The organism is Campylobacter sp. BCW_4341 (assembly GCF_001764255.1).
In the GTDB taxonomy this organism is placed as follows: domain Bacteria; phylum Campylobacterota; class Campylobacteria; order Campylobacterales; family Campylobacteraceae; genus Campylobacter_D; species Campylobacter_D jejuni.
This window is the reverse complement of sequence record NZ_MKAH01000045.1, coordinates 14,713-26,521: the sequence shown is the minus strand read 5'-3', so window position 1 is coordinate 26,521 and position 11,809 is coordinate 14,713. Positions and strand designations below refer to the sequence as shown.

The 11,809-nt window shown below is 32.1% G+C and carries 13 protein-coding genes; all 13 read left to right on the top strand.

The window, feature by feature from the left end; all coding sequences use genetic code 11:
* Positions 1 to 3: 3 nt before the first annotated feature.
* The 13 genes from sucD to AJN70_RS06635 all read left to right on the top strand — a co-directional run bounded on the left by sucD (position 4) and on the right by AJN70_RS06635 (position 11,674).
* Positions 4 to 873 (top strand): succinate--CoA ligase subunit alpha, encoded by an 870-nt coding sequence (gene sucD, locus AJN70_RS06695; RefSeq protein WP_070295624.1) that lies wholly within the window; start codon positions 4 to 6, stop codon positions 871 to 873.
* 12 nt (positions 874 to 885) lie between these two features.
* Complete coding sequence (locus tag AJN70_RS06690) at positions 886 to 1,197, top strand: 4Fe-4S binding protein (RefSeq protein WP_032599199.1); 312 nt, start codon at positions 886 to 888, stop codon at positions 1,195 to 1,197.
* A gap of 8 nt (positions 1,198 to 1,205) precedes the next feature.
* Positions 1,206 to 2,330 carry a 2-oxoglutarate synthase subunit alpha gene (locus tag AJN70_RS06685; protein ID WP_002921590.1) on the top strand — a complete coding sequence of 375 codons (1,125 nt, stop codon included), beginning with the start codon at positions 1,206 to 1,208 and terminating at the stop codon, positions 2,328 to 2,330.
* The gene (locus AJN70_RS06680; RefSeq protein ID WP_002854895.1) at positions 2,331 to 3,176 is read left to right on the top strand and encodes a 2-oxoglutarate ferredoxin oxidoreductase subunit beta; all 846 of its coding nucleotides are present in this window, start codon (positions 2,331 to 2,333) and stop codon (positions 3,174 to 3,176) included.
* Positions 3,173 to 3,730, top strand: coding sequence for a 2-oxoacid:acceptor oxidoreductase family protein (locus AJN70_RS06675; RefSeq protein WP_002870949.1), 558 nt, complete (start codon positions 3,173 to 3,175; stop codon positions 3,728 to 3,730). Before AJN70_RS06680 ends, AJN70_RS06675 begins: the two co-directional genes overlap by 4 nt.
* Positions 3,731 to 3,868: 138 nt before the next feature.
* On the top strand, positions 3,869 to 4,132 hold the full coding sequence (locus AJN70_RS06670) for a DUF2018 family protein (protein ID WP_070295623.1): 264 nt from the start codon (positions 3,869 to 3,871) through the stop codon (positions 4,130 to 4,132).
* Between the two features lie 2 nt (positions 4,133 to 4,134).
* The gene (locus AJN70_RS06665; protein WP_002870948.1) at positions 4,135 to 4,671 is read left to right on the top strand and encodes a hypothetical protein; all 537 of its coding nucleotides are present in this window, start codon (positions 4,135 to 4,137) and stop codon (positions 4,669 to 4,671) included.
* 13 nt (positions 4,672 to 4,684) lie between these two features.
* Positions 4,685 to 5,578 (top strand): hexaprenyl-diphosphate synthase, encoded by an 894-nt coding sequence (locus AJN70_RS06660; RefSeq protein WP_044779925.1) that lies wholly within the window; start codon positions 4,685 to 4,687, stop codon positions 5,576 to 5,578.
* A complete protein-coding gene (hemA, locus tag AJN70_RS06655; protein ID WP_053872533.1) occupies positions 5,578 to 6,876 on the top strand; it encodes a glutamyl-tRNA reductase in 1,299 nt (432 codons plus the stop codon). The genes AJN70_RS06660 and hemA overlap by 1 nt, the downstream gene beginning before the upstream one ends.
* Positions 6,860 to 8,569: a proline--tRNA ligase gene (locus AJN70_RS06650; protein WP_079460100.1), complete on the top strand. Its 1,710-nt coding sequence runs from the start codon at positions 6,860 to 6,862 to the stop codon at positions 8,567 to 8,569. Before hemA ends, AJN70_RS06650 begins: the two co-directional genes overlap by 17 nt.
* On the top strand, positions 8,566 to 8,955 hold the full coding sequence (gene fxsA, locus AJN70_RS06645; protein ID WP_052797802.1) for an FxsA family membrane protein: 390 nt from the start codon (positions 8,566 to 8,568) through the stop codon (positions 8,953 to 8,955). The genes AJN70_RS06650 and fxsA overlap by 4 nt, the downstream gene beginning before the upstream one ends.
* Positions 8,952 to 9,875 carry a hydroxymethylbilane synthase gene (gene hemC, locus AJN70_RS06640; protein ID WP_044261284.1) on the top strand — a complete coding sequence of 308 codons (924 nt, stop codon included), beginning with the start codon at positions 8,952 to 8,954 and terminating at the stop codon, positions 9,873 to 9,875. The genes fxsA and hemC overlap by 4 nt, the downstream gene beginning before the upstream one ends.
* Entirely contained in the window at positions 9,872 to 11,674 is a 1,803-nt protein-coding gene (locus AJN70_RS06635) for a menaquinone biosynthesis decarboxylase (protein WP_070295622.1), read from the top strand. The genes hemC and AJN70_RS06635 overlap by 4 nt, the downstream gene beginning before the upstream one ends.
* The last annotated feature ends 135 nt before the right edge of the window (positions 11,675 to 11,809 follow it).

Sequence of the window (11,809 nt, the reverse complement as noted above, 5' to 3'; positions counted from 1 at the left end):
AAAATGAGTATATTGGTTAATAAAAATACAAAAGTAATAGTTCAAGGTTTTACAGGTAAAGAAGCAACTTTTCACGCTGAGCAATGCATGGCTTATGGTACAAATATAGTTGGAGGTGTCACCCCTCATAAAGGCGGACAAACTCATTTAGGTAAACCAGTTTTTGATACCGTTGTAGATGTGGTTAAAGCAACAAAGGCTGATGTGAGCTTGATCTTTGTACCTGCTTTTGCTGTGGGTGATAGCGTGATTGAAGCAGCTGATGCGGGTATTAAGCTTGCAGTTGTAATCACCGAGCATACGCCTGTAAAAGATATGATGTTTGCTAAGCAATATGCCAATAAAAAGGGTATGAAAATCATTGGACCAAATTGTCCAGGTATTATCACTTCTGAAGAATGCAAATTAGGTATTATGCCAGGTTTTATTTTTAAAAAAGGTTGCGTGGGGCTTATTTCAAAAAGTGGAACTTTAACTTATGAAGCTGCTAATCAGGTAGTTCAAGGTGGTTATGGAATTTCTACTGCAGTAGGAATTGGTGGTGATCCTATCATAGGTCTTGCTTATAAAGAACTTTTAAGTGAATTCCAAAAAGATGATGAAACTAAAGCTATTGTAATGATAGGTGAAATTGGTGGTAGTTTGGAAGTGGAAGCGGCTAAATTTATTAAAGAAAATATTAGCAAACCTGTGGTAGCATTCATTGCAGGTGCAACTGCTCCAAAAGGTAAAAGAATGGGGCATGCAGGTGCCATAGTAGGAAGTGCTGATGAAAGTGCTGCAGCTAAAAAAGAAGCTTTGAAAAGTTGCGGAATTCATGTGGTGGATTCTCCGGCTTTAATTGGTGAAGAAATTCAAAAAATATTAGGTTGATAAAGGAAAAACATGAGTATGACAGCTCCAAAAGATACCCCTGTTTGGGTAGATGAGCATAGATGCAAAGCATGCAATATTTGTGTTAGCTATTGCCCCGCTGGGGTTTTAGCTATGCGCGATGATGTGCATGCGGTTTTAGGACAAATGATAGAGGTGGTACACCCTGAATCCTGTATAGGCTGTACCGAGTGTGAGACACATTGCCCTGATTTTGCTATTATGGTGGCAAAAAGAGATGAATTTAAATTTGCCAAACTTACTGCTGAGTCTAAAGATAGAGCTGTAGCCGTAAAAAATAACAAATACAAAAAATTAGCATAGGAAAAATAATGAGAGAAGTTATAGCAACAGGTAATGTTTTAATCGCCAAAGCTGCGATTGATTGTGGATGTAAATTTTTTGGAGGCTATCCTATTACCCCTAGTAGTGAGATAGCTCACGAGCTAAGTCATATGCTTCCTGCAAATGATGGAACTTTTATACAAATGGAAGATGAAATTTCAGGTATTAGTGTGGCTATTGGTGCGGCAATGAGTGGAGTAAAATCCATGACTGCAAGTAGCGGTCCTGGAATTTCTTTAAAAGCGGAGCAAATAGGACTTGCATTTATTGCTGAAATTCCACTTGTGATTGTAAATGTTATGAGAGGTGGTCCTTCGACAGGTCTTCCAACTCGTGTAGCACAAGGAGATTTGTTTCAAGCTAAAGCACCAACTCATGGGGATTTTGCAAGCATTGCTATTGCTCCTGCAAGTCTTGAAGAAGCTTATACAGAAACCATTAGAGCGTTTAATTTAGCTGAAAAATATATGACTCCAGTATTTTTACTTATGGATGAAACTGTAGGGCACATGAATGGTAAAGCGGTTTTACCTGATTTAAAAGATATTAAAGTGTATAACCGTAAAAAATTTGAAGGAGACAAAAAGGATTATAAACCTTATGCAGCAGGAGAAAATGAGCCTGCAACTTTAAATCCTTTCTTTACAGGTTATCGTTATCATGTTACAGGACTTCATCATGGAGATATAGGTTTTCCAACTGAAGATGGAGTTATAGTGAAAAAAAATATGGAAAGACTCATAGGTAAAATAAAAAACAATCAAGAAGATATTTGTGCTTATGAAGAGTATATGCTTAATGATGCTGAATTTTTAATCATTGCTTATGGAAGCGTAAGTCGTTCAGCAAAAGAAGCTATACAAAGATTAAGAGAGCAAGGGATTAAAGTGGGACTTTTCCGTCCAATTACTCTTTATCCAGTGGCTGAGAAAAAAATCGCTGAAGTTGTAAGCAAATTTAAAAAAGTAATGGTAAGCGAGCTTAATATGGGACAATATCTTGAAGAGATTGAAAGAGTAACTTCGCGTCGCGATTTTATTAGCTTGCACCGTGCAAATGGTCGTCCTATCACTCCAAGTGAAATTATTGCTAAGGTAAAGGAGAATATATAAATGGCTTTTAATTATGATGAATATCTAAGAGTAGATAAAATGCCTACTCAGTGGTGCTGGGGATGTGGTGATGGCGTTGTTTTAAAATGTATTATCCGTGCAATAGAAAAACTTGGTTGGAATATGGATGATGTTTGTCTTGTTTCGGGTATAGGTTGTAGTGGTAGAATGAGTTCTTATGTAAATTGCAATACAGTTCATACAACTCATGGTAGGGCAATAGCCTATGCAACAGGTATTAAATTAGCCAATCCTAGTAAACATGTTATTGTAGTAAGTGGAGATGGGGATACTTTGGCAATTGGTGGAAATCATACCATACATGGTTGTCGTAGAAATATTGATTTAACCCACATTGTGATCAATAATTTTATCTATGGACTTACGAATTCACAAACAAGCCCAACCACTCCAAAAGGTTTTTATACAGTAACAGCTCAATTTGGAAATATTGACCCTAATTTTGATGCGTGTGAATTAACTAAAGCTGCAGGAGCTTCTTTTGTGGCAAGGGGTAATGTGATCGAAGCTAATAAGCTTGAAAATTTAATTTATAAGGCTCTAGCGCATAAGGGTTATAGTTTTGTAGATGTTTTTTCAAATTGTCATATCAATCTAGGTAGAAAAAACAAAATGGGCGAAGCTGTAGCTATGCTTGATTGGATTAAAAATCGCGTTGTGGATAAAGCTAAATTTGAAAGCATGGATTTTGAAGAAAGAAAAGATAAATTTCCAACAGGAATTTTACATGAAGATAATTCTCAGCCAGAATACTGCCACGCTTATGAAGAAGTACGTCGTGCAGCCAAAGAAAAAAGAATGGTGGATTTAGGAGCTTTAAAATGAAATATCAATTAAGATTTGGCGGTGAAGGCGGACAAGGTGTTATCACCGCAGGAGAAATTTTAGCAGAAGCAGCCATTAAAGAAGGTCGCCAAGCTTTTAAGGCTTCAACTTATACTTCACAAGTGCGTGGTGGCCCTACTAAGGTGGATATTATCATTGATGATAAAGAAATTTTATTTCCTTATGCTGTAGAAGGGGAGATAGACTTTATGCTTTCGACTGCAGATAAGGGCTATAAAGGTTTTCGTGGCGGTGTAAAAGAAGGAGGCATCATAGTTGTAGAGCCAAATTTGGTACATCCTGAAAGTGAAGATTATAAAAAATGGCAAATTTTTGAAATTCCTATTATTACCATAGCTAAAGATGAGGTAGGAAATGTGGCTACTCAATCAGTTGTAGCACTTGCAATTGCTGCTTATATGAGCAAATGTATAGATTTAGATGTTTTAAAGGAAACTATGCTTCATATGGTTCCTGCAAAAACTCGTGACGCAAATGCTAAAGCTTTTGATTTGGGTGTAAAATACGCCACTCAAGCAAAACCACATTCATAATAAATTCCGCACCATGCGGAATTTAACTTCTAAAATTTTACATATTGCAAATAAAATTTAAATTTTAATTATTTTAATTTAGCTACTTTTAACGATTAAAATTTTATAATCAAAAACTTATATTTTCAAGGAAAATTAATGGATTTTTTTGATGAAATGTTTAATAAAACTCCAAAAGAAAAATTTATAGAAATTATACAAAATGGAAATTTAGGAGTCTTAGAAAAAGTTTTTGAGGAATTTTTTGCTGATCATATTGCCATGGTAGAACTTTTAGAAAAACAAGGTTTAACAGAAATGGATGTAAAAAATTTCATATTAGAAAATGGTGATTTTATAGAAGAAAGGCAAAATGATATTTATATAGAATTAGGCGCAAAAATTTTAGGACACGAAGGCTAAAATTGTTTAAAATAAGCCCTTGTTTAATTTGTATTTTTTTTATTTTTAGCAATGTTTTAGCATCTGAACCAACTTTTGATTATACTTATAAATTTATACTTAAAAAAGATGAGAGAGCTAGTGTGCAGATTAAAGAAATAGGCTATGAAGATAAGGTGCAAAATTTTGATTTTTATTGGACTTTGTTTGATAATACTAATATCATCGTACATTCGAAATTTCGCAAATATCCGCGTCAATTTGTGATGAGTTTAAGAAGAAATTTAGATTGGGTAACTCAAACTTTAATACCTGATTATACCAATCCACATATTGATAGAGCAAGACTGATTTTAGAATTTAGTGCTTATAATAAAGGTTTGGCAACTTTTACAGTTTATATAGAAGATAAGGAATCTCGTTTAATGGTAGAATTTTTAGATCCGAGAAAAAAAGCTTTACAAAATCCACCGCAAAACAATCAGGTTGTTCCTATGATTAATTTTAACGAACCTCAGGTAAAACCATTAACAAACAAAGAAAATAATAATAGCAATTAACAAGGAAAAGATAGTGCAAAAAATAGATGAATTAATAAAACAGTTTTTACAAGAACTTGGCTATGAACCTATTTTAAATATGCTTTCAAATGTAAAATCAGGAAAGAAATTACGCTCTAAATTATTATTAGCTATCGCAGATGAGAGTGAGATTGCTTTTAAAATTTGCGCAGCTATAGAATTGATACATCTTGCTAGTTTGTTGCATGATGATATTATCGATGAGAGTGAATTAAGGCGTGGAGCAAGATCTGTTAATGCTGAATTTGGCACAAAAAATGCTCTTATGTTGGGCGATATTTTGTATTCAAAAGCCTTTTATGAATTAAGCAAAATGGATACTAGATTTGCAAGTATTATTTCAGATGCTGTTGTAAAGCTTGCTATAGGCGAACTTATGGATGTTGATTTGGGAGAGAAATTTAATATCAATAAAGAAGCTTATTTGAAAATGATCTATAATAAAACAGCTGTTTTGATCGAAGCAAGTGCGAGATGCGGAGCTATTTTGGCTGGATTATATGAAAAAGATTTTGCAGAATATGGAAAAAATTTAGGACTCGCTTTTCAGATGATTGATGATATTTTAGATATTAAGAGTGATGAAAAAATTCTTGGAAAACCTGCTATGAATGATTTTAAAGAGGGTAAGACTACCTTACCTTATATTTATCTTTATGAAAATTTACAAGAACAAGATAGGATATATTTGCAGACTTTATTTAAAAAAGATTTAAATGAAAATGAAAAAGAGTGGCTAAAAACTAAATTTGAAGAACAAAAAGCTTTGGAAAAAGCTATTTTAGAAGCTAAAACTTATGCAAAAAAGGCTAGTAAAGCGATTGAAAAATATGATAATAACAAGCTTAATGATATTATTAAAGCTATGATAGATAGGGAATTTTAATGTATTATTGTATATCTTTTACTCATAAAAATACAGATATTGCCTTAAGGGAAAAGTTAAGCTTTTCCAATGAAGCTAAAAAAAGTGAGTTTTTAAAAATCATTAGCACTCATGAAAATATTGAAGAATGTTTGGTTATAAGTACTTGCAATCGTGTTGAAATTGTTGCTTTTGTAAAAATGGCCTGTGCGGAGTTTATTGTTAAATCTTTGGCTTTGCTTTGTGATGTGGATAAAGATATTTTACTTGAAAAAGCTGATATTTTTGAAGATAGTGGAGCAATCCATCATCTTTTTTCCGTAGCAAGTTCTTTGGATAGTTTGGTGGTTGGAGAAACTCAGATAGCGGGGCAGTTAAAAGATGCCTTTGCTTTTGCCGTAAAAAATAATTTTTGCGGAGTGCACCTTTCACGAGCAGTACATAGTGCTTTTAAATGTGCTGCTAAGGTACGCAATGAAACTCAAATTTCTAAAAATCCTATTTCTGTGTCCAGTGTTGCTGTGGCAAAAGCAAAAGAACTTGCAGATTTAACACAGAAAAAAGCTGTTGTTATTGGAGCTGGAGAGATGGGGGAACTTGCAGCAAAACATTTAATTGCTGCGGGTGCTAAAGTGATTATTTTAAATCGTGATTTACAAAAAGCCAAAGATTTGTGCGAGAGACTTGGTGTTTTAAGCGAATATGATAGTTTAGAAAATTTAAAAAAATATTTAAATCAATACGAGTTTTTTTTCTCAGCTACCAATGCACCAAATGCTATTATTACAAATGCTTTAATAGAAGAACTTCCTTATAAAAGGTATTTTTTTGATATTGCAGTTCCAAGGGATATTGATATCAATGAAAATGAAAATATATCTGTTTTTGCCGTAGATGATCTTGAGATTGTGGTTCAAAAAAATTTAGCGTTAAGAGAACAAGAAGCTCGTATGGCTTATGGGATAATAGGTCGTGAAACAAGTGAATTTTTTAGATATTTAAACGATTTGGCTTTGATGCCTATTATCAAAGCTATACGCTTGCAAGCTAAAGAATATGCAGATAAACAACTTGAAATTGCGTTAAAAAAAGGATACTTGAAAAAATCCGACAAAGAAGAGGCTAGAAAGTTGATTCATCAAGTTTTTAAGGCTTTTTTACACACGCCTACTGTGAATTTGAAACATTTACAAGGTAAAATGCAAAGCGATACAGTGATTAATGCTATGCGTTATGTTTTTGATTTGCAAAATAATCTTGAAGGTTTAAATCAATATAAATGTGAATTTGATATGGAGAATAATGATGAGATTTACTAAATTTTATGCACCAAGTTTAAAAGAAGCGCCAAAAGATGCGAGCTTACCTAGCCATATTTTTTTAACGCGTGCGGGTTTTGTAGAACAAATTGGTAGCGGACTTTATAATTTTTTGCCTTTGGGAAAAAGAGTTTTAGACAAGATTAAAAATATAGTTAAAGAAGAAATGGATAAGGCTGGAGCACAAGAAGTAAATCTTAGTTTTATCACTCCTGCAAGTTTGTGGCAAGAAAGTGGGCGTTATAATGTTTTTGGAAAAGAACTTTTGCGTTTTAAAGACAGAAAAGAAAATGAATTTGTTTTAGGTCCAACACATGAAGAAGCTATGCTTTCTTTGGTAAAAAACAAAATCACAAGCTATAAACAACTTCCTTTGCATTTATATCAAATTGGACTTAAATTTCGTGATGAAGCAAGGCCTAGATTTGGGCTTTTAAGATGTCGTGAATTTTTAATGAAAGATGGATATAGTTTTCATGCCAATGAAGAGGATTTAGGGCGTGAGTTCGAGCTTATGTATAAAACTTATTCTCAAATTTTGCAAAGAATGGGGCTTGATTTTAGAGCAGTTGAAGCTGATAGTGGGGCTATTGGTGGAAGTGGTTCTAAGGAATTTATGGTTTTAGCAAAAAATGGGGAAGATGATATTTTAATTTGCGAAAATTGTGACTATGCGGCTAATGTTGAAGCAGCAAAAAGAGTTAAAAAGACTTGCCAAGATGAGCGTCCTGAGGCAAATTATGCAAGTAAATTTCACACTCCAAATATAAAAACCATAGACTCTTTGGCACAATTTTTTAAAATTAATGCTTTTTATACAATTAAAGCAGTAGTAAAAAAAGCTATTTATGAGAATGAAAGCAAATTAGTTGTATTTTTTATAAGAGGAAGTGATGATTTACAAGAGGTTAAGGCTCAAAATGCTTGTAATGCTCTTGAATTAGTCGATGCAAGTGAAGATGAATTAGAAAAAGCTGGCTTAGTAGCTGGTTTTATAGGCTTTGTAGGATTAAAAGATATAGATTTTTATATAGATTTTGAGCTTGAAAACGAAAAACAAATGATTATGGGTGCGAATGAAAAAGATTATCATTTAATCGGTATTGATGTTGTAAATTTAAACAAAGATCGTTTTAAAGATTTGATTGAAGTTAAAGAAGGGGATTGTTGTGCTAAATGTGGAGCAAAATTAAAACAAAGCAAAGGTATAGAAGTAGGGCATATTTTTAAACTCGGACAAAAATATTCCAAAGCGATGAATGCAAATTTTTTAGATGAAAATGGCAAAAGTCAGCCTTTTTATATGGGATGTTACGGCATAGGTGTTTCACGCTTGTTGGCTGTAGCTATTGAAGCAAACCATGATGAAAAAGGATGTATTTGGAATAAAACTTTAGCTCCTTTTGTGCTTGAAATTATTGTTTCCAATATCAAAGATGAAAAGGCTTTAGAATTTGCCAATAAGCTTTATGAGGATTTAACTAATCTTGGATTAGAAGTCTTGCTTGATGATAGAAATGAGCGTTTTGGGGTTAAAATGAATGATTTTGAACTTATGGGTTTTCCTTATGCGTTAGTTATTGGTAAAGGATTAGAAAATAATGAAATAGAGCTTATCCAAAGAGAAGGTTTGATAAAAGAACTTATAAAAATTGATGAACTTATGGAAATTCTTAAAAAGAAAGTGTTATGAATTATAAATTAAGTTTAAGTCCTTTATTTGTACTTGAAATTATTGCAAGTATATTTTTTATAGTGTTTTTTGGTTTTGGTAATTTTTTATTTTTCATACTTTTGAGTATGATTTTTGGTGCGGTTTTATTGGGAATTTTTTGGAAAAATATGCTTGAATTTCAAATGGGTGGCTTAAAGGATATGTTAACACAATTTTCTTTTGTTATCGCAGGGTTTTTGCTTATTTTTCCAGGGATTATTACAAGTGTTTTTGGAATTTTTGTATTTTTCTTTGGTATTGCTTTGAAATTAATAACTAAATCAAAATATCAATACACTAAGCAAGAGTATCAAAATTCTAATGAAGAAATTATTGATGTTGAAATTATAGAGGATAGAAAATGAAGCTTATTATCGCAACAAGAAAAAGTCAATTAGCTCTTTGGCAAAGTGAGCATGTAGCCCAAATTTTAAAAAATACTCATTCTATTGAAGTGCTTTTAGAAGGTTTTAAAACAAAAGGTGATGTTTTGCTTGATTCTCCTTTGGCAAAAATTGGTGGTAAAGGACTTTTTACAAAAGAACTTGAAGAAAGTATGTTAAGAAAAGAAGCACATTTAGCAGTGCATAGTTTAAAAGATGTGCCTAGTTTTTTTCCTCAAGGTTTAGTTTTGGCAGCGGTAAGTAAAAGAGAGCAAAGCAATGATGCTATGCTAAGTCAAAATTATAAAGATTTTCTTTCTTTGCCAAAAGGTGCAAAAATCGGCACCACTAGTCTTAGACGCAAGATGCAGCTTTTATTATTAAGACCTGATTTAGAGATTATTTCTTTGCGTGGTAATGTCAATTCTCGTATAGAGAAATTAAAAAATAATGATTTTGATGCGATTATTTTGGCAATGGCGGGAATTAAACGCTTAAACTTAGATAAGCAAGTGAATTTTGTTTATGAATTTAGCAAAGATGAGCTTATTCCTGCGGCTTCTCAAGGAGCTTTAGGTATAGAAAGCATAAATGATGAAAAAATTTTAGAACTTTTAAAATGTTTAAATGATGAAAATGCTTTGATTGAAACAAGCATTGAAAGAGAATTTATTGCTACTTTAGAAGGAGGTTGTCAAGTTCCTATAGGTATTAACGCAGAACTCCTAGGAGATGAAATTTGTGTGCGTGCGGTACTTGGACTACCCGATGGAAGTGAAATTTTAAAAGATAAGAGAATGATTAAAAAGAATGATTTTAAAGGTTTTGGAGAGAGTTTGGCTAAGGAGTTTATTGCTAAAGGTGCTAAAGAACTTTTAAAAAAAGCTGAGAGTATGATATGAAAGAATTTATTCAAATTTTAAAAGAAAATGATCTTTTAAGGGTAATTGAAGAACCTGTAGATGTAGATCTTGAAATCGCTCATTTAGCCTATATAGAAGCTAAAAAAGGAGAAAAAGGGAAGGCTTTATTATTTAAAAATCCTATAGATAAAAAATTAAATAAACAATATAAATTTCCTGTTTTGATGAATACTTTTTGCAATGAAAAGGCTTTAAATTTAGCTTTTGGACGTGATTATGAAGAGGTGGCTGAAGAAATTTCAAAACTCATCAAGCTTCATATTCCTACGAGTTTTAAAGCAAAAATGGATTTTTTTATGAATTTGTTAAGTTTTAAAAATATTCCTCCTAAAAGACTGAAAAAAAATAAAGCCTTGTATGATTATGAAATTTTAAACTCACTTGAAGAACTTCCCATACTAAAAACTTGGGAAGATGATGCGGGTAAATTTATTACCATGGGGCAAGTTTATACACAAAATTTAGATAAAACTCAAAATAATCTTGGAATGTATCGTTTGCAAATGAGTGATAAAAATGAACTTTTAATACATTGGCAAATTCATAAAGATGGGGCAAATTTTTATCACGAATACAAAAATGCTGGTTTTAAAAAAATGCCTGTAAGTATAGCCATAGGTGGCAATCCGCTTTATATTTGGTGTTCTCAAGCACCTTTACCTAAGGGAATTTTTGAACTTTTACTTTATGGTTTTATTAAAAAAACTCCTGCAAAAATTACTCCTTGTGAAAATGGTATTTTTGTACCTTATGATAGTGATGTGGTTATTGAAGGTTATGTGGATTTAGAAGAGTTTAAAATCGAAGGTCCTTTTGGAGATCATACGGGTTTTTACACTCCTGCTGAACTTTTTCCTGTGATGAAAGTAGAAAAAATTTATGCTAAAAAAGATGCGATCTATCAAGCAACGGTTGTAGGAAAGCCTCCTTTAGAAGATAAGATCATGGGACTTGGTACTGAAAGAATTTTTTTACCTTTGCTTCAAACTTCAGTACCTGATTTAATTGATTATAATATGCCTGAAAATGGGGTCTTTCATAATCTTATCTTAGCAAAAATCGATGCAAAATATCCCGCTCATGCGCAACAAATTATGCATGCATTTTGGGGAGTAGGGCAAATGAGTTTTGTTAAGCATGCAATTTTTGTGGATAAAAATGCACCTTCTTTGAAAGATTATGATGCTTTAATTCCTTATATGTTAGATCGTTTTAATACAAAGAAAATTTTAATTTCAGAAGGAATTTGCGATCAATTAGATCATGCTTCACCTAATTCTTGTTTTGGGGGTAAAGCAGGACTTGATGCTTGCGAAGAAATACAAGTTGAAGAGCTTGAAATTTTAGAAGATGAAAAATTACTAGAACTTTTTAAAACTAAGGTAGAACTTTTAAATTTAAAGCAATTTTATAAAGAAAGTAAAAGTCCTATAGTTTGTATTTTGCTTGATAAAAAAGAAAAAATCGAACAAAGTTTTGACAAACTTTTAGAATTTAAAAAACATTTTAGGATTTTAGTGTTTTTAGATGCTGAAAATAAGCTTGAAAATTCTTATATGCTTGTTTGGCGTGTGGTAAATAATATAGATGCTAAAAGAGATATTTTTATCAAAGAAGAAAGACTTGGAGTAGATGCAAGTGCTAAAGGTGAAGCTGAGGGTTATTTAAGAGCTTGGCCTAAGCAAACAGATTGCACTAAAAGCGTCATAGAAGATTTGATCTTGCGTAATATTTTAGAAAATAATCCAGATCTTTTTAATAAATTTGAAATTTTTTAAGATAATTGAGATTTATTTTAAAATTTTGGCACAGTTTTTGCTTATTATTTTTTTATTATTGAAAAATAAAATTTTCTTTATAGGTGTTCATAAATTTATAAATTTGTCGATATAAGCTTTTAACTAGCAATAGGA

Coding starts and splice junctions, on each gene's coding strand:
- sucD (WP_070295624.1), top strand. CDS start 4: ATGAGTATATTGGTTAATAAAAATACAAAAGTAATAGTTCAAGGTTTT.
- AJN70_RS06675 (WP_002870949.1), top strand. CDS start 3,173: ATGAAATATCAATTAAGATTTGGCGGTGAAGGCGGACAAGGTGTTATC.
- AJN70_RS06635 (WP_070295622.1), top strand. CDS start 9,872: ATGAAAGAATTTATTCAAATTTTAAAAGAAAATGATCTTTTAAGGGTA.
- AJN70_RS06670 (WP_070295623.1), top strand. CDS start 3,869: ATGGATTTTTTTGATGAAATGTTTAATAAAACTCCAAAAGAAAAATTT.
- hemA (WP_053872533.1), top strand. CDS start 5,578: ATGTATTATTGTATATCTTTTACTCATAAAAATACAGATATTGCCTTA.
- fxsA (WP_052797802.1), top strand. CDS start 8,566: ATGAATTATAAATTAAGTTTAAGTCCTTTATTTGTACTTGAAATTATT.
- AJN70_RS06680 (WP_002854895.1), top strand. CDS start 2,331: ATGGCTTTTAATTATGATGAATATCTAAGAGTAGATAAAATGCCTACT.
- AJN70_RS06685 (WP_002921590.1), top strand. CDS start 1,206: ATGAGAGAAGTTATAGCAACAGGTAATGTTTTAATCGCCAAAGCTGCG.
- AJN70_RS06650 (WP_079460100.1), top strand. CDS start 6,860: ATGATGAGATTTACTAAATTTTATGCACCAAGTTTAAAAGAAGCGCCA.
- hemC (WP_044261284.1), top strand. CDS start 8,952: ATGAAGCTTATTATCGCAACAAGAAAAAGTCAATTAGCTCTTTGGCAA.
- AJN70_RS06690 (WP_032599199.1), top strand. CDS start 886: ATGAGTATGACAGCTCCAAAAGATACCCCTGTTTGGGTAGATGAGCAT.